This is a genomic window from Luteipulveratus mongoliensis (assembly GCF_001190945.1).
Classification (GTDB): Bacteria; Actinomycetota; Actinomycetes; order Actinomycetales; family Dermatophilaceae; genus Luteipulveratus; species Luteipulveratus mongoliensis.
This window is the reverse complement of record NZ_CP011112.1, coordinates 3,618,426-3,638,549: the sequence shown is the minus strand read 5'-3', so window position 1 is coordinate 3,638,549 and position 20,124 is coordinate 3,618,426. Positions and strand designations below refer to the sequence as shown.

Here is a 20,124-nt window from a genome sequence, read left to right as displayed (position 1 = left end):
TCCCCCGCTTCGCTCCTCCGAATACTTAGCGGGGACCCCGCGTGACCGAGCTCTGGCCGGTCGATCCGTCGTACGAACCGCTGTCCGGCACGCGCAACCTGACGCACCGCGACGCCGACTGGTCCGGTCTGCAGGTCCTCGTCGTCGGCCTCGGCGTGAGTGGCTTCGCCGCTGCGGACGCGCTGCTGGAGCGCGGCTCGCGGGTGACCGTGGTCAGTCCGGACACCTCGCCGGCGATCGCGGACCGGGCCCAGATCCTCGACGTCCTCGGTGCGGTCGTACGCGCCGGCGAGCCTCTCCCGAGCGAGGCGCCCCCGGGCACGCAGCTCGTGGTCACCTCGCCCGGCGTCCCTCCGACCAATCCGCTGCTGGTCGCGTGCGCCAAAGCAGGCATCCCGGTCTGGGGCGAGGTCGAGCTCGCCTGGCGGATGCGCCCTCTCGAGGGCGGCGCCCCGTGGCTCACCGTGACCGGCACCAATGGCAAGACGACCTGCGTCACGATGCTGGAGTCGATGCTGCGAGCAGCCGGCCTGCGCGCCACGGCTGCGGGCAATGTCGGGCTGCCGATCCTGGAGGCCGTGCTGCATCCCGAGCCCTATGACGTGCTCGCCGTCGAGCTGTCGACCTTCCAGCTGCACTGGTCGCGCAGCATCTCGCCCTACGCCGCCGTCTGCCTCAACGTCGCTCCCGATCACGTCGACTGGCACGGCTCGTTCGAGGAGTACCGCCGGATGAAGGGGCGTGTCTACGAACGCGCCCAGGTCGCCTGCGTCTACAACGTCGACGACCCGCAGACCGAGCAGCTCGTGATGGACGCTGAGGTCGTCGAGGGCTGCCGGGCTATCGGCTTCACCCTGGGCATCCCGGCGCGCTCGATGCTCGGAATGGTGGAGGACGTTCTCGCAGACCGAGCCTTCGTCGAGGAGCGGGCCACGTCCGCGGCCGAGCTGTGCCAGCTGGAGGACCTGCGCGGGGTGGACGGCGCCGACCCGGCGCCGCACTACATCGCCGACGCCCTCGCGGCCGCCGCTCTGGCTCGGGCCTACAACGTGGGGCCGGCAGCGATCCGCGACGGCCTGCGGCACTACACGCCGCAGCCGCACCGGGTGCAGACGGTGTCGATCTCCGGCGACATCCGCTACATCGACGACTCCAAGGCCACCAACCCGCCGGCCGCGGCCGCATCCCTGGCCGCCTTCGAGCACGTCGTCTGGGTGGCCGGTGGACAGCTCAAGGGTGCCGATGTCGAGGACCTGGTCAAGGACGCTGCGAGGCGGTTGCGAGGCGTCGTGCTGGTCGGCGTCGACCGTCAGCAGATTGCCGACGCCCTGGCCCGACACGCGCCACAGGTCCCGGTTCTCCAGCTGTCGAGCACCGACACTGGGGTCATGGACGAGGCAGTGCGCGAGGCGACGGCGATGGCCCAGCCGGGCGACGTCGTACTGCTGGCGCCTGCGGCCGCGTCCAAGGACATGTACACCAGCTACGAGGCCCGAGGGGACGCCTTCGCTGCCGCGGTACGCCGCCTGGCCGGCTCATCGGACGACTCGTCATGAGCGCTAGCAGCCCGACCCAGTCCTCAGCGCCCAGCAAGCCCTGGACGCTGGAAACCGTCCGGGCTCGGCTCGAGTCGCCCGTGGCGGCGTACTACATCATTCTCGGCGTCAGCTCGCTGCTGGTCGCCCTGGGTCTGGTGATGGTGCTGTCGGCCTCCAGCGTGACCAGCTATCAGGAGAGCGGCTCCTCCTACACCGTCTTCAAGACCCAGACGATGTACGCCTTCCTCGGCCTCATCTCCGCGGTGGTCGCCAGCCGGATCTCGGTGACCTGGTGGAAGCGCCTGGCCCTGCCGATGTTCGTGATGGCGATGCTGCTGCAGCTGGCGGTGTTCAGCCCGCTGGGCAACACCGTCAAGGGCAACCGCAACTGGCTGGCCTTCGGTGGGTTCACCATGCAGCCCTCCGAGCTCGGCAAGCTCGCACTCCTGCTGGTGGGCGCTGTGGTGCTGACCCGCAAGCGCAAGCTGCTGGCCGACATGGGTCACGCCTTGGTGCCGTTCGTGCCGATGGGCGGGGCGCTGATCTTCCTCGTCCTGCTCGGGCACGACCTCGGCACCGTGCTCGTCCTGATGTTGATCGCCGGAGGAGTGCTGTTCGTCGCGGGTCTGAGGGCGCGAGTCTTCGTCGTCCCGGCAGTCGTCACGGCACTGGCCGTGCTCGTCCTCGTGCTCACCAACCAGAACCGGATGGGCCGCGTCGACGCCTGGCTGGGCACCTGCACCGATCCGGCCCGGCCCGAGTGCTACCAGAAGGCGCACGCGATGTACGCCATGGCCGACGGCGGCTGGTGGGGCCTGGGCATGGGTGCCAGCCGAGAGAAGTGGGGCGGTCTCCCGGAGGCCCATAACGACTTCATCTTCGCGGTCATCGGTGAGGAGCTCGGGCTGCCCGGCACGCTGGTCGTCATCGGGCTGTACGCCACGCTCGCCTACGCCGGCTATCGCATCATCGTGACCAGCAACGACTTCTTCGTCCGCCTGGCCTCGGCCGGCATCGTCGTCTGGATCATCAGCCAGGCCATGATCAACATCGGGTCGGTCACCGGCCTGCTGCCCATCATCGGGGTCCCGCTGCCGCTGGTGTCCGCCGGTGGCTCGGCGATGGTGACGACGATGGCCGCACTTGGCATGCTGATCTCGTTCGCCCGGCATGATCCTGACTGTCGCGCTGCGCTCGCCGCGCGTCCCAGCCTCGTACGCCGCTCGCTCGCCGTGCTGCCCCGCCGCACTCCGGCCGAGTGACGGCAGGGCGCATACTGCTCGTCGCGCCGGCCGCGGCGCGAGCTCGTCACACCTGAGGAGAACCCTGTGACTGTCCTGTCCTCCGTCGTGCTCGCTGGGGGAGGTACGGCAGGCCACGTCTCCCCGTTGCTCGCCACCGCCGACGCGCTGCGCGAGCGGCACCCCGACGTACGCATCACTGTGCTGGGCAGCCGGGGTGGGCTCGAGGAGCGCCTGGTGCCCGAGCGCGGCTACGACCTGCGGCTCATTCCCAAGGTGGCGTTCCCGCGGAGGCCCGACCTCGATGCGGTGAAGTTCCCGGTGGCGCTGCCGCGGGCTGTCCGTCAGGCCAAGGCGATCCTGCGTGAGGTCACCCCCGATGTCGTGGTCGGGTTCGGCGGCTACGTCTGCCCGCCGGCCTATCTCGCGGCCCGTGGTCGGGTGCCGATCGTGGTCCACGAGGGCAACGCCGTGACCGGGATGGCGACCAAGCTCGGGGTCCGGTTCACCACGCATGTGGCCAAGACGTTCGAGATCACCGACCTGCCGCAGGCCCGTCTGATCGGGATGCCCTTACGTCGGCAGATCACCCGGCTCGACCGAGCGGCGACCCGGCCGCAAGCCCTGGCCGAGCTGGGCCTGCAGGAGGGCTGGCCGACGGTCCTGGTCACCGGCGGCTCGTTGGGCGCCCAGCGCATCAATGAGTCGTTCGCCGCGCAGGTCGACCTGCTGCGGCGCGAGGGTGTCCAGGTCCTGCACGTGACCGGTCGCGACAAGGGCTTCGACCCTGGACCGGGCGAGCCGGGCCAGGCGCCCTACGTCGTGCAGGAGTACGCCGACCGGATGGACCTGGCCTACGCCGCCGCTGACCTCGTGGTCAGCCGGTCCGGCGGCAACATGGTCTGTGAGACCACGACGGTCGGCCTGCCCGCGGTCTTCGTGCCGCTCCCGGTCGGCAACGGCGAGCAGCGCCTCAACGCCTCGGCGGTGGTCGAGGCCGGGGGAGCGCTGCTGGTCGACAACGACGACCTCACGCCGGCCTGGGTTGCCGAGCACGTGCCGTCTTTGGTGAAGGACACCGACCGGCTCGCGCAGATGGCGACGATCGCGGCGCAGCACGGTCATCGCGACGCCGACGAGCGGCTGGTCGACCTCATCGAGGAAGCCGCCGGCGCCAAGGCGGCGCGCTGATGGGTCACGGGGTCAATGAGCGGTTCGACTTCGCGGCGAGCCTGCCGTTGGTCGATGACGTCGCCGCGGTGCACATGATCGCGATCGGCGGCTCAGGCATGTCCGGCATCGCTCGGCTGCTGCTCGCCCGGGGCGTACAGCTCAGCGGCTCGGACAACAGCGACGGTCCGGCGCTCGATGCCCTTCGCGCCGCCGGTGCACGCGTCTTCGTCGGCAACGCCGCGGCCAACCTCGTCGAGGTCCCGGCCGACGCTGTCGTGGTGATCTCCTCGGCCATCCGTGAGGACAACCCCGAGCTGGTCGAGGCGCGTCGTCGAGGTCTGCTCGTCCTGCACCGCTCACAGGCCCTGGCGATGCTCTTGGGGGACCGGACCGGGTTGGCCGTGGCCGGAGCCAACGGCAAGACCACCACCAGCGGCATGGCCGTGGTGGCGCTGCGGGCGGCGGGCGCTGACCCGTCGTTCGCGATCGGTGCGGACATCGCCGGGATCGGCGCCAACGCGGCACCTGGCGCGGGTGAGGCGTTCGTGGTCGAGGCCGACGAGAGTGACGGATCGTTCGTCGTCTACCGGCCGCAGGTCGCGATCGTCACCAACGTGCGCGATGACCACCTCGACTTCTACGGCACCTCGCAGCGGCTGCACCAGGCCTACGCCGAGTTCGCCGAGACCATCCGCCCGGGCGGCCTGCTCGTGGCCTGTGCCGACGACGAGGGCAGCCGAGCGCTGGCCGAGTCGAGGCGCGCCGGGGGAGCCCGGGTGCTGACGTACGGCCGGGCGCCGGATGCGGACCTGCGACTGACCGACGAGGCGGGCCAGGGCTTCGAGTGGTCCGCGACGCTGACCTTCGAAGACGGCCCAAGCCTCCCGTTGACCTTGAGGGTTCCGGGGGCGCACAACCTGCTCAACGCCGCGGGAGTGGCCCTGGCGCTGACCGCGGGCCTGGGTCTCTCGCCGCAGCAGGTGGTCGAAGGGCTGGGCGAGTTCACCGGCACCTCCCGGCGGTTCGAGCCCAAGGGCGAGGCGGCCGGCGTACGCGTCGTGGACGACTACGCCCACAACCCCGGCAAGCTGGAGGCCGTCGTACGCACGGGCCTGGCCCTGCGCGAGGGCGGCCGTCTCGTCGTGCTCTTCCAGCCACATCTCTACTCGCGTACCCAGCACGCCGCTGCGGGTCTCGCCGAGGCCCTCCGGCTGGCTGACCATGCGGTCGTCCTCGACGTCTACGGCGCGCGCGAGGCGCCCGTCGAGGGCGTCTCCGGTCGCCTGATCACCGAGCTGGTGCCTGGCTCGGACTTCGCTCCCGATCACGACGCGGCGCTCGAGCAGGTGCTGGCCGCCAGCCGGCCGGGCGACCTGGTCCTCACGGTCGGCGCGGGTGATGTCACCCGCCTCGGCCCGGTCCTGCTGGATCGGCTGGGACAGCGGTCGAGCACCAGATGAGCGCACCCCACACCAGGTTCGCCGAGCGCGCGGCCAGCGTGCGGGTCACGGCGCGGCGCCGGCACCTGATCGCGGCCGGCGTCGTCGCCCTGGTCGTGGGGCTCATCTGGCTCGTCGCGTTCAGCCCGGCGATCGCTGTACGTCAGGTCAAGGTCGAGGGTGCATCAGCGGCGTTGGAGCAGCAGGTGAGGCAGGCGACGAGGTCGGCGATGGGCCGACCACTCCTGCGGACGGACCCCGCCGGCGTACGACGGTCGGTTGCCTCACTTGGACCGGTCCGGGACGTGCAGGTCACCCGGTCGTTCCCCTCGACCTTGGTCGTCCGGGTGACGCCACGGACGCCGGTCCTGGTCGTCACCGGACCTGATCGGATAGGTCACCTGGTCGACGAGAACGGCCTGTCGTACGCACGGACCGATCCCACGTCCGCTGCTGGCTTGCCCGTCGTCCCGCTGTCCCAACCCGTCAGTGCGGCCAACCAGCCCGGCCTGCGTGCCCTCGCCGCGGTGATGGGCGCGCTGTCGGCCCAGGAGCGCGGCACGGTGACCCAAGTTCAGCTCGACCGAGACGGTGCGGTCTCGTTCCACCTGGGCCGGCTGAAGGTCCAGTGGGGGGATGCCACGCAGTCCGATCGCAAGGCCGCGGCGCTGCGCGTCATGGCGCCCCAGGTGGCCGCGATGAAGGCGACGTCGCTGGACCTCAGTGCACCGGACCGCCCTGTGCTCTCCTAGCGAGGACGGGCCTGCGCCGCAGGTCGCGAGGGCTGTGACGGCGTCACGCTCGCCATGAGGTTGAGACTCGTGCTTGTCCAGAGTCGTCGCGTAGCATGCCGAAATCCGCCCACTGGCTCGTGCACGCGTGTCGTACCCACGGCTGCACAACGGGACGCGACATGATCGGCGTACGAGTCACGCTGGCAGCTTGTGGCTCTACCAGAGGTCAAACCCTCGATTACCAACGCTTTGCGAAAGGCCCTCACTCGTGGCAACTCCCCAGAACTACTTGGCCGTGATCAAAGTCGTCGGCATCGGCGGGGGTGGCGTCAACGCCATCAACCGGATGATCGAGGTCGGCCTCAAGGGCGTGGAGTTCATCGCGATCAATACCGATGCGCAGGCCCTGCTGATGAGCGACGCCGACGTCAAGCTCGACGTGGGTCGCGAGCTGACCCGCGGACTGGGCGCCGGCGCCGACCCTGAGGTCGGCAAGAGGGCTGCCGAGGACCACGCCGAGGAGATCGAGGAAGTTCTCAAGGGTGCCGACATGGTGTTCGTGACTGCCGGTGAGGGCGGCGGCACGGGCACCGGCGGCGCTCCGGTGGTGGCCAAGATCGCCAAGGGCATCGGTGCCCTGACCATCGGCGTCGTGACGCGCCCGTTCACCTTCGAGGGTCGCCGGCGCGCCAACCAGGCCGATCAGGGCATCAACGCACTCCGCGAGGAGGTCGACACCCTGATCGTCATCCCCAACGACCGGTTGCTGTCGATCAGCGACAAGAACGTCAGCATGATGGACGCCTTCCGCAGTGCCGACCAGGTGCTGCTCTCCGGTGTCCAGGGCATCACTGACCTGATCACCACGCCGGGCCTGATCAACCTCGACTTCGCCGATGTGAAGTCGGTCATGCAGGGTGCCGGATCCGCGCTCATGGGCATCGGCTCCTCGCGCGGTGAGGACCGCGCGGTGCAGGCCGCCGAGCTGGCCATCTCCTCGCCGCTGCTCGAGGCGAGCATCGACGGCGCGCACGGCGTGCTGCTCTCGGTGCAGGGCGGCTCCGACCTCGGCCTGTTCGAGATCAACGAGGCTGCGCGGCTGGTCCAGGAGGCCGCCCACCCGGAGGCCAACATCATCTTCGGTGCCGTCATCGACGACGCGCTCGGTGACGAGGTCCGCGTGACCGTGATCGCTGCGGGCTTCGACGGCGGCTCACCCCAGAAGCGCGCCGACGACCGGGCCCTCGGCCAGATCCAGGGCGGTCCGACCCGCACGCAGCAGGCGCCGGCGTCCACCGGCAACCAGCCGGCGCCCGCCGCGCCGCCGCAGCAGTCGACCCCGGGTCAGGTGCCGCCACCGGTCCAGGTCCCGGCACCCGCGCCCGAGGCAGCGCAGCCGCCCGTCCAGGTCGTGCCCGACCAGGCCGAACCGCCCACGGTTCCCGGCCAGGTGCAGCAGGGCAGCGCCGCTCGTCCACCCCACGAGGTCACCTTCGAGGACAAGGATGACCTGGACGTCCCCGACTTCCTGAAGTGACCGCATGATCGCCTGGCACGACCAGGTCGGCGGGTCCGGCGCTGCGAGGGTCGACCGCTACTTCACCGATGTCTCCGGGGGCGTGAGCGCGTCCCCCTACGAGGGCTTGAACCTCGGCGCACACGTCGGCGACCGGCCCGAGGACGTGGAGCGCAACCGTGCCCTGCTCGCCGAGGCCGTCGACGTACCCGCCGAGCGACTCGTCTTCATGAACCAAGTGCACGGCTCCTCGGTCGAGGTGATCACGGCGCCGCGCGCGGCGGAGGCCCCGCCGTCTGACGGTGTCGTCACTCGGACCGCCGACCTGGCTCTTGTCGTACTCGTCGCGGACTGCGTTCCCGTGCTGCTGGCCGATCCGGTTGCCGGGGTCGTGGCCGCAGTGCACGCCGGGCGACCCGGCATGACCGCCGGCGTCGTGCCCGAGACCATTCGTCGCATGCGCGAGATGGGCGCAGGCACCATCCACGCTGCCGTGGGTCCATCGGTGTGCGGCCGTTGCTACGAGGTGCCGGCCGAGATGCGCGCGGGTGCGGGGACCGTCACCCCGAGTGCGTGGACCGTGAGCTGGGTGGGCACGCCGGCCATCGACGTCGCGGCCGGTGTCGTGGGGCAGCTGGCCGACGCCGCGGCCGAGGTCGAGTGGGTGCCGGGCTGTACGCGTGAGTCGCCTTCCTTGTACTCCTACCGTCGCGATGGTCGCACCGGTCGCTTCGCGGGCGTCATCGTGCTGCGCGGCGAGAAGTCTTGATTCGCAACGCTGTTCGCGACCGTACGACGGTGGGAGATGCGTGACCGAGGACCAGCGGACGGCCGAGCTCAAGGCCGGCCTCGAAGTCGTGGATGCTCGCATTCGCTCGGCCTGCGCGGCCGTCGATCGCGACCCTGAAGGCGTCACCCTCGTCGTGGTCACCAAGTTCTTCCCGGCAGCCGATGTCACTCGCCTGCACGACCTCGGCGTACGCCACATCGGTGAGAACCGGCATCAGGAGGCCGCGGACAAGGTGGCTGAGCTCGACCCACGGACGCGGGCGGACCTCACGGTGCACTTCATCGGTCAGCTGCAGAGCAACAAGGCAGCTGCCGTGACGTCGTACGCCGATGTCGTCCAGTCCGTCGACCGCGCCAAGGTGGTCGCGGCCCTCGACCGCGCCGCGGCCCAGCGTGACCGGCGCTTGTCCGTGACGCTGCAGGTCGACCTGGCGGGCTCCGATGCCGCACGAGGCGGGGTCGCACCGCACGAGATCGGGGCGCTGGCTGACGCGGTCGCCGACTCGGCACAGCTGGACCTGCGCGGCGTCATGGCCGTGGCGCCGCTCGGTGCGGACCCGGCGCCGGCTTTCGCCCGGCTGCGGGAGCTCGCCGAGGACGTACACCGTGAACACCCCGACGCGACCTGGATCTCCGCGGGGATGAGTGGCGACCTCGAGGCAGCGGTGGCGGCCGGAGCGACACACCTGCGTGTCGGAAGCGCAATCCTCGGTTCCAGACCGGCCCTTCGGTAGCGTCGAGAACGGACGACGACGCACATCCTGGTCGCCGCGAGGCGGTCCCGGGCACGAAGGATCCAAGGAGCAGGACATGGCTGGCGCGCTGCGCAAGACGATGGAGTACCTCGGACTGGCCGAGGTCGATCCTGCCCACCCTGAGGTCCAGGGCCGTCGGGACGACTACTACTACGAGGACGACCAGGGCGACTACTACGACGACGAGCCCGCCTACGAGCGCGAGCCCGTCATCGAGCACACCGCCGAGGTGACCCCACTGCATCAGCGCTCCGGGGTCGCGCGACCTGTCCGCGAGCTGCACGACTCGGAGGTGGGCACCTTGAGCCGCATCACGACCATCCACCCGCGGACCTACAACGAGGCCAAGAACATCGGTGAGAGCTTCCGTGACGGGGTCCCGGTGATCATGAACCTCAGCGACATGGACGACAACGACGCCAAGCGGCTGGTCGACTTCGCCGCCGGTCTGGTCTTCGGCCTGCATGGCTCGATCGAGCGGGTGACCAGCAAGGTCTTCCTGCTCTCGCCGTCCTCGGTGGAGGTCGCGACCTCCGGCGGCGAGCCGGCCAAGTCCACGCGCGGGCTCTTCAACCAGTCCTGACCGCGGTTTCGGGCCGACCCCGCCGACAGGCGCGGTCGGCCGTCCCGCACACTTGCTGCCTATGACCGCCGTGCGCGCAGTCCTCTCCCTCCTGCTCTACCTCTTCTTCATCGTGCTCATCGCACGACTCGTCCTGGACTGGATCCAGGTGCTGGCCCGTGAGTGGCGCCCGCGTGGGCCGGTTCTGGTCATCGCCGAGGTCGTCTACTCGATCACCGACCCCCCGCTGAAAGCGTTGCGACGGGTCATCCCACCCCTCCGTCTGGGGCAGATTCGCATCGATTTGGCGTTCCTCGTGCTCGTGCTGACTGTCTCTTTGCTGCTCCGTCTTCTAAGGTGAGGACGACAGACATTCGTTAGGTCGGCCGGTCGCGCGCTGAAGCATGTGCGCAGCAGCCGGCCACACCGTGGTTTCCGAGGTGAGCACAGATGGCGTTGGCGCCTGAAGACGTAGTCAAGAAGGAGTTCACGAAGCCCAAGGGTTTCGGTCGTAGCGGTTACGACGAGATCCAGGTGGACGACTTCCTCGACGAGATCGTCGTTGAGTTGCGTCGGCTGAACGCTGAGAACGAGGACCTCACCTCCAAGCTGGAGGAGTGCCGTCGCTCCAAGGGTCTGAGTGGCCGGGAGCAGGCGGGGGCCTCGCCTTCCTCAGGAGCGTCCGCGGTCCCCGGGCTGACGCCCGTGGCGGCCGGTGGGCGTGACGCCGACAAGGTTTCCGGTGACTTGTCCGCGGCGCAGGACCGCCTCGCGGCGGTCAAGGCCGAGACGGCCCGTGCCGAGGAGTCGGCCCGCGCGGCCAAGGATGCACAGCAGCAGGTCGAGGCCCAGGCCAAGCAGGCCCAGGACCGACTTGTCGCGCTGCGCAACGAGATCGAGAAGGCCGAGGCGGCCGAGCGCGATGCGCGTCAGCGTGCAGAGCGGGCCACCGCCACGGCCAACAGTGCTGGCCAGCAGGCCGCGGCACCCGCAGCGTTCGCGCCGCCATCGCCGCAGCAGCCGCAGACGACAACCGCCGACAGTGACGCGGCCGGCGTCATCGCGCTGGCTCAGCGACTGCACGACGAGCACGTCTCCGAGGGGCAGTCGACGCGTTCGCGGCTGATCTCCGAGGGTGAGCAGCACCGCGACAAGGTCGTCGGCGAGGCCACCAGCAAGCGTGATGACCTGCTCAAGCAGGGTCAGTCCAAGTACGACGAGCTGATCCGCACCGCGCAGGCCCGGCACGACGAGCTCATCAGCGTCGGCCAGAACAAGCACGACTCGCTGATCAAGGATGCGACCGACCGGTCCAACACCATGGTCGGGGACGCCGAGAACAAGAAGTCCACGATCCTCAGCCAGCTCAACACCGAGCGTGACCGGCTGACGTCGGACATCGAGCAGCTGCGGACGTTCGAGCGTGACTACCGCACCAAGCTCAAGGGCTACATCGAGGGCCAGCTCAAGCAGCTGGACCACGCCCCGATCGACAGTGAGAAGGGCGCCGGCAACATCGCCAAGGCCTGATCGCGCGTACGACGGCGCCTCACCCTGAGGGTGGGGCGCCGTCGTCGTCTCACCATGTGGGCACGGTTCTAGGTCAAGAATTTCCCAGCATGCGGCCGGTCGCCGTTGTTCGATGACGGGCCGTCATTTATCCTCTGCCGGTACATCCGCTCACGCCTGAGCCTGGGGGGCGAAGCGTCCAGGACGTACCGAGAGGATCCGATGGCTGTGAAGAAGGATCAGGGCACGTCCGAACCTGCGGGTCTCGGCGGCAGAGTCAGCCGCGCGCTCAAGAAGGCCGTACGCCGTTCCTCCAGCCCGGCTGCGAAGGCCGCCAGTGCGCCCGCCAAGACCGCGAAGGCGCCGGCTGAGAAGGCCGCTGCGAAGGTTCCGGCCAAGAAGGCGGCGCCTGCGAAGACACCGGCCAAGAAGGCTCCGGCGAAGAAGGCGGCTGCCGAGGCACCCGCCAAGAAGGCTCCGGCGAAGAAGGCCGCGGTCAAGCAGGCTCCGGCCAAGAAGAGCGCTGCGAAGGCACCGGCCAAAAAAGCTCCTGCGAAGGCGCCGGCCACGAAGGCGGCTCCTGCGAAGGCTGCCGCCAAGGCACCGGCGAAGAAGGCTGCAGCCAAGAAGGCCAGCGCACGTACCGCGTCATCCGCACCGATCAACCCGAGCGAGGTAGATGTGTCGATCAAGGGCCCCGCCGCCGAGGATGCAGCGAAGAAGTCCCCCGCGAAGCCGGTCAAGAAGGCGGCCAAGGCCGCACCGGCGAAACTGAAGGTGCGCGGCGATGAGAGCCCGTGGACCACCAAGGAGCTGGACGAGGTCCGCGCGCAGCTGACGGAGGACATCGAGCGGCTGAACGCTGAGCTGTCCGACATCGAGCTGGAGATCATCGGCCTGATGCAGGACAGCGGTGACGGCGCCGGGGACGACCAGGCCGATGCCGGCACCAAGACGTTCGAGCGTGAGCATGAGTTCACCGTCGCGCAGAACTCACGCGAGATGCTGGAGCAGTCACAGCGGGCCATGACCGCGATCGACGACGGCACCTACGGAATCTGTGAGAACTGCGGAAATGCGATCGGCAAGCTTCGCCTTCAGGCCTTCCCGCGTGCGACCCTGTGCCTGCCATGCAAGCAGCTTCAGGAGCGCCACTGAGCGCGACACGGGACGGATCCACCGACGATGCCGAGTCGGAGGAGCGTGCTGTGCCGCCTGAGAGTCCGAGCGCCACACCGAGTCCAGACCCGTCCGCTGACGAGTCGCCCGTAGCACCGGCTGAATCCGTCGAGGCGCCCAAGCCGGGCCTCGCGGTGCGCAAGGTCGTCCTGCTGGTGGCGGTCGCCGTCATCGCCTACCTGCTCGACCAGGGCAGCAAGGCCTGGGTCGTGAGCGCTCTCGACCCAGGCGATCCGCACGAGGTCGTCGGCAGCCTCCTGCGACTACGGCGTACGTCCAACCCGGGTGCGGCTTTCTCCATCGCGACCAACGCGACCTGGGTGCTCACCGTCGTCGCCTGCTGTGTCATCGCAGCGACCGTCTATGTCGCGCGCAAGCTCCGCAGCCGCGCGTGGGCCTGCGCGCTCGGGCTCTTGATCGGCGGAGCACTCGGCAACCTCACGGACCGGTTCTTCAGGTCACCAGGCGGTGGCAAGGGCCACGTCGTCGACTTCCTCGAGCTGCCGCACTGGCCGATCTTCAACGTCGCCGACATGAGCATCGTCAGCGCGGCCGTGCTGATCTGCATCCTGGCCTTCATCGGCATCGGCGTGGACGGCACGCGCGTCTCACCGGATGAGGATGTCTCCGATGACCCCGACAGCGACGCCGCCTCGGACGATGCCGAGGACTCAAGCAGCACCGATGGCGACGAGGAGCCCAAGCCGCGACAGGGTTCCACTCGGCTGTGAGTGATGTCAGGGCGTTGTCCGTGCCCGACGGACTCGAAGGCGAACGTGTCGATGCGGCCGTAGCCCGGCTGCTCGGCTTCTCGCGGACCAGAGCCGCCGAGCTGGCAGCCGAGGGTGCGATCTCGGTGGACCACAAGCAGGTCGGCAAGTCCGACCGGGTCAGCGCCGGGCAGTGGCTCGAGGTGCAGATGCCCGAGCGGGTCGGACCGCGCCAGCCGGAGGTCAAGCCGGTGCTCGTGCCGGGTCTGAAGGTCATCCACGAGGACTCCGAGATCATCGTGGTCAACAAACCTCTCGGTGTCGCGGCGCACCCCAGCGTCGGCTGGGACGGCCCAGACGTGGTCAGCGGGCTGGCTGCGGCCGGCTACCGCATCTCGACCTCAGGCGCCGCCGAGCGCCAGGGCATCGTGCAGCGACTCGACGTCGGGACCAGCGGCCTCATGGTGGTGGCCAAGAGCGAGCGCGCCTACACGGTGCTGAAGCAGGCGTTTCGCGACCGCACGGTCGAGAAGACCTATCACGCGATCGTGCAGGGGTTGCCCGATCCGGTTGTCGGCACCATCGAGGCACCGATCGGTCGGCACCCGGGTCACGACTACAAGTTCGCCGTGATGACGTCCGGGCGCCCGAGCGTCACCCACTACGAGGTCATCGAGGCCTTCCGTTCCGCGTCCATGCTCAAGATCCACCTGGAGACCGGGCGTACGCACCAGATCCGGGTGCACTTCTCCGCGCTGCACCATCCGTGCGTCGGCGACCCGCTCTACGGATCGGATCCCACGGTGGCCAAGAAGCTCGGGCTGGACCGGCAGTGGCTGCACGCCGTCGAGCTGTCCTTCGAGCATCCCGGCAGCGGCGAGTGGGTCACCTACACCAGTGACTACCCGGAGGATCTGCAGCGCGCGCTGGACCGCATCCGCGAGCTCTGATCCCGCGCTCTGGCAAGCGCATTCGTCACTCCCATCACAACCCCGCGTGGCTGGTCTGGGCTGTCGGTACGCGGACGTAGACTCGCTCGCGATGAGCGACCAGGCACCCTCCCCGTCCAGCGACAGCTTTGTGCACCTGCACGTGCACACCGAGTACTCCATGCTGGATGGGGCGGCCAAGAACAAGGCGCTGTTCGCCGAGGCCGAACGCCTCCAGATGCCGGCGCTGGCGATGTCCGACCACGGCAACATGTTCGGTGCCTACGAGTTCCAGGAGATCGCCAAGGACACCTCGGTCAAGCCGATCATCGGCATCGAGGCGTATGTCGCACCGAGCGACCGCAAGCTGCGCAAGCAGGAGTACTGGGCAACGGGCGGGCAGCGTACTGCTGGTGGCGACGCCGACGGCGAGGGTGGCAAGGACATCTCCGGTGGTGGTCGCTACACCCACATGACGATGTGGGCGCAGAACGCTCAGGGGCTGCGCAACCTGTTCCGGTTGTCCTCGTTGGCCAGCTTCGAGGGCTACTACATGAAGCCCCGGATGGACCGCGAGATCATCTCCGAGCACTCCAGCGGCATCATCGCGACGACGGGCTGTCCCTCGGGCGAGGTGCAGACGCGGCTGCGCCTGGGTCAGTACGACGAGGCGCTGGCCGCAGCGGCGGCGTACCAGGACATCTTCGGCAAGGACAATTACTTCCTCGAGCTGATGGATCACGGTCTGGACATCGAGCGCAACGTGCGCCACGACCTGGTCAAGATCGCCCGCCAGCTGAGCATCCCGCTGCTGGCGACCAACGACAGCCACTACGTCACCGAGGCCGACGCCGACACCCACGACAACCTGCTCTGCATCGGCGTCGGCAAGAACAAGGACGACCCCAACCGCTTCAAGTTCAACGGCTCGGGCTACTACCTCAAGTCCGCTGCGGACATGCGCGAGCTCTTCCGCGAGCTGCCGCAGGCGTGCGACAACACGCTTCGAGTGGCCGAGATGGTGGAGTCGTACGACGACGTCTTCACCTTCGTCGACCGGATGCCGTCGTTCACCGTGCCGGAGGGCGAGTCGCAGGGTTCCTGGCTGCGCAAGGAGGTCGAGCGCGGGATCCACCTGCGCTACGGCGACAACCCCAGCCCCGAGGTCCTGGAGCGGGTCGAGACCGAGTTCAAGGTCATCGAGCCGATGGGCTTCTCCTCCTACTTCCTCGTCGTCGCCGACATCTGCAAGTACGCCCGCGACAACGGCATCCCGGTCGGCCCGGGCCGAGGCTCGGCGACCGGCTCGATCGTGGCGTACGCGACCCGGATCACCGAGCTGGACCCGCTGGAGCACGGGCTGCTGTTCGAGCGGTTCCTCAACCCCGAGCGCATCAACCCGCCCGATGTCGACCTCGACTTCGATGACCGCAAGCGCGACCAGATGGTCCGCTACGTCACCGACAAGTACGGCGCCGACTACACCGCGCAGGTCAACACCTTCGGCACCATCAAGGCCAAGGCTGCCGTCAAGGACGCGAGCCGGATCCTCGGCAAGCCGTTCTCGGTCGGCGACAAGATCAGCAAGACCATGCCGCCCGATGTCATGGGCAAGGGTGTCCCGCTCAAGGAGCTGTTCAACCCCGAGCACAGTCGTTACGGCGAGGGCGCGGAGATCAGGGCGCTCTACGAGGCAGATCCCGAGGTCAAGCAGGTCATCGACACAGGCCTTGGCCTGGAGGGTCTGACCCGCGGCACGGGCGTGCACGCGGCCGCCGTCATCCTGTCCTCGACCCCGCTGCTGGATCTCATCCCGATGCACCGTCGGGACAAGGACGGCACGATCATCACCGGCTTCTCCTACCCGCAGTGCGAGGAGATGGGCCTGATCAAGATGGACTTCCTGGGTCTGCGCAACCTGGGCATCATCGATCACGCGATCTCCATCATCGAGTCCAACCGCGACCAGAAGCTCTCGACCGAGACGATCCCGCTGGACGACACGACGACGTTCGAGCTGCTGGCACGCGGTGACACCCTGGGTGTCTTTCAGCTCGACGGCGGCCCGATGCGCAACCTGCTGCGGCTGATGGTGCCGACCCGGTTCGAGGACATCGCCGCGGTGCTCGCGCTCTACCGCCCCGGTCCGATGGCCGCGAACGCGCACCTCAACTACGCCGCGCGCAAGAACAACCGGCAGCCGATCGCGCCCATCCACGAGGAGCTGAAGGAGGCTCTCGAGCCCATCCTCGGGACGACCTACCACCTGCTCGTCTACCAGGAGCAGATCATGGCGATCGCCCGCGAGCTCGCGGGCTACACCCTCGGCGGCGCAGACCTGCTGCGTCGTGCAATGGGTAAGAAGAAGGCCGAGATCCTGGAGAAGGAGTACGCCAACTTCCAGGCCGGTATGAAGGGCAATGGCTACTCCGACAAGGCGATTCAGGCGTTGTGGGACGTCATGCTGCCGTTCTCGGGCTACGCGTTCAACAAATCCCACACCGCCGGCTACGGGCTGGTGTCGTACTGGACGGCCTACCTCAAGGCCAACTACCCGGCCGAGTACACCGCCGCGCTGCTCACCTCGGTGCAGGACACCAAGGACAAGATGGGCATCTATCTGGCCGACGCGCGCAAGCTCGGCATCAAGGTGCTGCCGCCCGACGTCAACGAGTCGTTCGCGGACTTCACCGCTGTCGGCACCGACATCCGGTTCGGCATGGCCGCAGTGCGCAACGTCGGTCGCAACGTCGTCGACGGCATCGTGGCCGCGCGCGAGGAGAAGGGTCGGTTCAGCTCCTTCGAGGACTTCTTGCGCAAGGTGCCCGCGGTGGTCTGTAACAAGCGCACCATCGAATCCCTCGTCAAGGCAGGGGCGTTCGACGATCTGCAGCACCCGCGACAGGGGCTCGTGCACATCCACGAGCCCTACGTCGACTCTCTCGCCGAGGAGAAGAAGCACGAGGCGATGGGTCAGGACAGCCTGTTCAGTGACTTGGCCAGCGACGAGGGCGCTGTTCAGCTCGCCGCGCTGCCACCCATCCCGGACATCGAGTGGGACAAGCAGACGCTGCTGGCTTTCGAGCGGGAGATGCTCGGGCTGTACGTCTCCGACCATCCTCTCTACGGCATCGAGCACGTGCTGGCACAGCACGCCGACACCTCGATCGCCCGGCTCTCAGGTGACGAGGGTCCGCCTGACGGGACGCCGGTGACGATCGCCGGGCTGATCACGGGTCTGCAGATCAAGCGCACCAAGAAGGGCGATCTGTGGGCGATTGCGACCGTTGAGGACCTCGACGGTGCGGTGGAGTGCTTGTTCTTCCCCTCGACCTACATGACCGTGTCGACGATGCTCAGCCAGGACGTCGTCTGCGTGGTCAAGGGACGGGTCAACCGGCGCGATGAGCAGGTCGCCATCAACGCCATGGAGCTGACTCTGCCCGAGCTGAAGGAAGGGCCTCGGGGTCCGGTGCAGCTGACGATGCCGCTGGCTCGCGCGACCAACGGCCTGGCCGAGCGGCTCAAGGGCGTGCTCGGTGAGCACCCCGGCGTCACCGAGGTGCACCTCAAGCTCACCCAGCCCGGTCGTTCGGTGACGGTCAAGCTCGACGACGCGCACCGCGTCACCGCCTCACCGGCCCTCTTCGGCGATCTCAAAGCGCTTCTGGGACCGGCCTGCTTGAGCTAGTCGGGCACCGACCCGGGTCCGCGTGATTGAGCGCGTGGATCCGGGAACCCACTCCTCTGGAGTGCCGTCCGACCGGAGACCCCGCTCAGGGACGCCAGTCGGCGCACAGCCGGCACCGGGCTCGGTCGCCGTACCGCAGAGGGGCCAGACATGAGCGTCGTTGTCGCAGGAGCGAGCGTCTTCGGTCAGATCGCACGTGAGTCGACCCCACGGGTGACCAGTGGCGGGTCGACCCCGCTCTCGGTCGCCGCCAAGATGCTGCGTCCAGGCGGATCCGGACAGTTCGCCCTCCCTCGACTCACGCCACCCGCGCCCCGCGGCACCGGCTCGACCGTGCTCGAACCGGTCCCGGAGCCGCGCGCTCAGACCGCACTCGCCTCGCAGTGGGCGGCGCGGACCGCTGCGGCCGCACCAGCGGTGGCCGTCTACCAGCCGCCGTCGCAGCGTCAGGCCGCCCCTCAGCCCGACAGCCCGCGGCGCACGGACCTACGCCAGCTGCACGTGCAGCCACGTACCGTTCGATCGGCGCGGACTGTGCCCCCCGTCGGCCCGGGGAGCACCGATCTGTCCCAGGTGCTGCCGATCATCTCGACCGCTCAGCTGATGCTGCGCGAGTACAACGGCTCACTCGAGGCCGACGGTGTGCTCGGTCCGCAGACACGCGCCGCCATCTTGAACTTCCAGCGCAACCACGAGCGGCCGGCCACCGGTGCTCTCGCGGAGGACGACTGGCGCATCCTGTGCACCCGCAACACGCTGTCCATCGGCTGCACGGGCTACGGCGTCCAGGCCTGCCAGTGGCTGCTCAACCACCAGACTCGCGGTTCGCGACTGGACATGGACGGCGTCTTCGGGACCGGCACATACATGGTCGTACGCGACGCGCAGCGGCGACTGGGCATGCTCGAGGACGGGGTCGTCGACGCCGCCCTGTGGTTCAGACTGCTGGCCCCGGCGGGCTGAGCGACTTCATCGCCTGCCCATGGATCGAAACGGCGGGCGCGTTGTGAGGGAGCTCCGCCCGCAACGGTCGTAGTCTGCGAGAGCCCTACTCTCGCAGGAGGTTCGCTCATGTCACGCCGGTCCTCGCACCACACCTTCCAACCGACCCGTCGGACAGCACTCGGTCTGACCGGTGCCGCGATGGTCAGTGCCGCTCTGGCGGCATGCGGTGACAACAACGGACGTCCGTCGGAGAGTGGCGGCGGGGGCACGATCTCGCAGTGGTACCACCAGTACGGCGAGGACGGCACCGAGCAGGCGGTCAAGAAGTACGCCTCCGCCTACAAGGACGCGAAGGTCTCGGTCCAGTGGGTGCCCGGCGACTACGACAAGAAGGCGCCGGCGTCGTTGCTCACCTCCTCGGGTCCGGACGTCTTCGAGTACGCCAATGGCCCGACCGTCGACATGATCACCGGCAAGCAGGTGGTCGACCTCACGGACCTGCTGGGCAGCGCCAAGGCCGACTTCACGCCCGCGCTTCTGGAGCGGATGACCTATCAGGGCAAGCTCTACGGCATCCCGCAGGTCGTCGACATGCAGCTGTTCGTCTATCGCAAGAGCATGCTCGACAACGCCGGCGTCGAGCCGCCGACCACGCTCGACGGACTCATCGCCGCAGCCAAGAAGCTCACGACCGGCAAGGTGAAGGGTCTCTACCTCGGCAACAAGGGCGGTGCCGACGTCCTGGGCGGTCCCGTCCTCTGGTCGACCGGCCACGACTACCTGACCTCCGACAACAAGCCCGATTTCAGCAACCCTGACGTCGCGGCTGCCCTGACCAAGCTGCGGGGGCTGTTCACCTCCGGCAGCCTCCTGCTGGGTGCGCCGGCCGACTGGTCGGAGCCGGCCGCGATCAGTCAGGGGCTGACCGCGATCCAGTGGACCGGGTTGTGGACCCTGCCCAAGCTCCAAGCGGCTCTGAAGGACGACTTCGGCGTGCTGCCGTTCCCCGCGATCGGTTCGGGTAAGCCGTCCGTGCCGGTCGGCGCATACTCCGCCTGTGTCAGTGCCAAGGCCAAGGACGTCGAGGCGGCCAAGAAGTTCGTCAAGTGGCTCTGGGTCGACCAGACCGCCGACCAGCTGGACTGGGCTCAGGGCTACGGCTTCCACGTGCCGGCCCGTACGAGCTTGGTCGCCAAGGCGGACAAGCTGAAGTCCGGACCGGCCGCCGACGCCGCGAAGTTCGTTGCCGACTACGGCCACCCGCAGACTCCTCTGCTGTGGACCCCAGCATCCGCAACCGCCTTCCAGGACGCCGTCGACAAGGTCATCCGGTCCGGAGCGGACCCGACGAAGGCGCTTGCGGGCGTACAGAAGACGGTCGAGGGCGAGCTGAAGCGCTTCGCCGCGTGACCGG

At 68.6% G+C, this 20,124-nt stretch carries 17 protein-coding genes; all 17 read left to right on the top strand.

Annotated features, from left to right (window positions below):
* Positions 1-41 precede the first annotated feature (41 nt).
* The 17 genes from murD (at position 42) to VV02_RS17225 (ending at position 20,120) form a co-directional block, all read left to right on the top strand.
* On the top strand, positions 42-1,556 hold the full coding sequence (murD, locus tag VV02_RS17305) for a UDP-N-acetylmuramoyl-L-alanine--D-glutamate ligase (RefSeq protein WP_052593474.1): 1,515 nt from the start codon (positions 42-44) through the stop codon (positions 1,554-1,556).
* Positions 1,553-2,800 carry a putative lipid II flippase FtsW gene (gene ftsW / locus VV02_RS17300; RefSeq protein WP_052593472.1) on the top strand — a complete coding sequence of 416 codons (1,248 nt, stop codon included), beginning with the start codon at positions 1,553-1,555 and terminating at the stop codon, positions 2,798-2,800. The genes murD and ftsW overlap by 4 nt, the downstream gene beginning before the upstream one ends.
* A 66-nt stretch (positions 2,801-2,866) precedes the next feature.
* Positions 2,867-3,970: an undecaprenyldiphospho-muramoylpentapeptide beta-N-acetylglucosaminyltransferase gene (gene murG / locus VV02_RS17295; RefSeq protein ID WP_052593470.1), complete on the top strand. Its 1,104-nt coding sequence runs from the start codon at positions 2,867-2,869 to the stop codon at positions 3,968-3,970.
* Positions 3,970-5,412 (top strand): UDP-N-acetylmuramate--L-alanine ligase, encoded by a 1,443-nt coding sequence (gene murC / locus VV02_RS17290; RefSeq protein WP_052593468.1) that lies wholly within the window; start codon positions 3,970-3,972, stop codon positions 5,410-5,412. The genes murG and murC overlap by 1 nt, the downstream gene beginning before the upstream one ends.
* Complete coding sequence (locus VV02_RS17285; RefSeq protein WP_052593465.1) at positions 5,409-6,143, top strand: cell division protein FtsQ/DivIB; 735 nt, start codon at positions 5,409-5,411, stop codon at positions 6,141-6,143. Before murC ends, VV02_RS17285 begins: the two co-directional genes overlap by 4 nt.
* Positions 6,144-6,393: 250 nt before the next feature.
* Complete coding sequence (gene ftsZ / locus VV02_RS17280; protein WP_052593463.1) at positions 6,394-7,662, top strand: cell division protein FtsZ; 1,269 nt, start codon at positions 6,394-6,396, stop codon at positions 7,660-7,662.
* Positions 7,663-7,666: 4 nt separating this feature from the next.
* Positions 7,667-8,410, top strand: coding sequence for a peptidoglycan editing factor PgeF (pgeF, locus tag VV02_RS17275; RefSeq protein WP_052593461.1), 744 nt, complete (start codon positions 7,667-7,669; stop codon positions 8,408-8,410).
* Positions 8,411-8,450: 40 nt separating this feature from the next.
* The gene (locus VV02_RS17270; protein WP_052593459.1) at positions 8,451-9,164 is read left to right on the top strand and encodes a YggS family pyridoxal phosphate-dependent enzyme; all 714 of its coding nucleotides are present in this window, start codon (positions 8,451-8,453) and stop codon (positions 9,162-9,164) included.
* Between the two features lie 76 nt (positions 9,165-9,240).
* Positions 9,241-9,768: a cell division protein SepF gene (locus VV02_RS27195; RefSeq protein ID WP_052593457.1), complete on the top strand. Its 528-nt coding sequence runs from the start codon at positions 9,241-9,243 to the stop codon at positions 9,766-9,768.
* 61 nt (positions 9,769-9,829) lie between these two features.
* A complete protein-coding gene (locus VV02_RS17260) occupies positions 9,830-10,108 on the top strand; it encodes a YggT family protein (protein ID WP_052593455.1) in 279 nt (92 codons plus the stop codon).
* Positions 10,109-10,197: 89 nt separating this feature from the next.
* Positions 10,198-11,277, top strand: coding sequence for a DivIVA domain-containing protein (locus VV02_RS17255; RefSeq protein WP_052593452.1), 1,080 nt, complete (start codon positions 10,198-10,200; stop codon positions 11,275-11,277).
* 201 nt (positions 11,278-11,478) lie between these two features.
* A complete protein-coding gene (locus VV02_RS27360) occupies positions 11,479-12,414 on the top strand; it encodes a TraR/DksA family transcriptional regulator (RefSeq protein WP_083450248.1) in 936 nt (311 codons plus the stop codon).
* Positions 12,387-13,166, top strand: coding sequence for a signal peptidase II (gene lspA, locus VV02_RS17245; protein ID WP_218917435.1), 780 nt, complete (start codon positions 12,387-12,389; stop codon positions 13,164-13,166). Before VV02_RS27360 ends, lspA begins: the two co-directional genes overlap by 28 nt.
* The gene (locus tag VV02_RS17240) at positions 13,163-14,095 is read left to right on the top strand and encodes an RluA family pseudouridine synthase (RefSeq protein WP_052593450.1); all 933 of its coding nucleotides are present in this window, start codon (positions 13,163-13,165) and stop codon (positions 14,093-14,095) included. Before lspA ends, VV02_RS17240 begins: the two co-directional genes overlap by 4 nt.
* 91 nt (positions 14,096-14,186) lie before the next feature.
* Positions 14,187-17,765: a DNA polymerase III subunit alpha gene (gene dnaE, locus VV02_RS17235; protein ID WP_052593449.1), complete on the top strand. Its 3,579-nt coding sequence runs from the start codon at positions 14,187-14,189 to the stop codon at positions 17,763-17,765.
* Between the two features lie 150 nt (positions 17,766-17,915).
* Positions 17,916-18,728 (top strand): peptidoglycan-binding domain-containing protein, encoded by an 813-nt coding sequence (locus VV02_RS17230; protein ID WP_052593447.1) that lies wholly within the window; start codon positions 17,916-17,918, stop codon positions 18,726-18,728.
* Between the two features lie 108 nt (positions 18,729-18,836).
* Positions 18,837-20,120: an ABC transporter substrate-binding protein gene (locus tag VV02_RS17225; RefSeq protein ID WP_179945364.1), complete on the top strand. Its 1,284-nt coding sequence runs from the start codon at positions 18,837-18,839 to the stop codon at positions 20,118-20,120.
* Positions 20,121-20,124: the final 4 nt, after the last annotated feature.

Excerpts from the sequence above, each read along its gene's own strand:
- murC (WP_052593468.1), top strand. The coding sequence starts at position 3,970 with ATGGGTCACGGGGTCAATGAGCGGTTCGACTTCGCGGCGAGCCTGCCG.
- VV02_RS17285 (WP_052593465.1), top strand. The coding sequence starts at position 5,409 with ATGAGCGCACCCCACACCAGGTTCGCCGAGCGCGCGGCCAGCGTGCGG.
- dnaE (WP_052593449.1), top strand. The coding sequence starts at position 14,187 with ATGAGCGACCAGGCACCCTCCCCGTCCAGCGACAGCTTTGTGCACCTG.
- VV02_RS27360 (WP_083450248.1), top strand. The coding sequence starts at position 11,479 with ATGGCTGTGAAGAAGGATCAGGGCACGTCCGAACCTGCGGGTCTCGGC.
- lspA (WP_218917435.1), top strand. The coding sequence starts at position 12,387 with ATGCAAGCAGCTTCAGGAGCGCCACTGAGCGCGACACGGGACGGATCC.
- VV02_RS17230 (WP_052593447.1), top strand. The coding sequence starts at position 17,916 with ATGAGCGTCGTTGTCGCAGGAGCGAGCGTCTTCGGTCAGATCGCACGT.
- VV02_RS17225 (WP_179945364.1), top strand. The coding sequence starts at position 18,837 with ATGTCACGCCGGTCCTCGCACCACACCTTCCAACCGACCCGTCGGACA.
- VV02_RS17255 (WP_052593452.1), top strand. The coding sequence starts at position 10,198 with ATGGCGTTGGCGCCTGAAGACGTAGTCAAGAAGGAGTTCACGAAGCCC.
- ftsW (WP_052593472.1), top strand. The coding sequence starts at position 1,553 with ATGAGCGCTAGCAGCCCGACCCAGTCCTCAGCGCCCAGCAAGCCCTGG.
- pgeF (WP_052593461.1), top strand. The coding sequence starts at position 7,667 with ATGATCGCCTGGCACGACCAGGTCGGCGGGTCCGGCGCTGCGAGGGTC.
- VV02_RS27195 (WP_052593457.1), top strand. The coding sequence starts at position 9,241 with ATGGCTGGCGCGCTGCGCAAGACGATGGAGTACCTCGGACTGGCCGAG.
- VV02_RS17260 (WP_052593455.1), top strand. The coding sequence starts at position 9,830 with ATGACCGCCGTGCGCGCAGTCCTCTCCCTCCTGCTCTACCTCTTCTTC.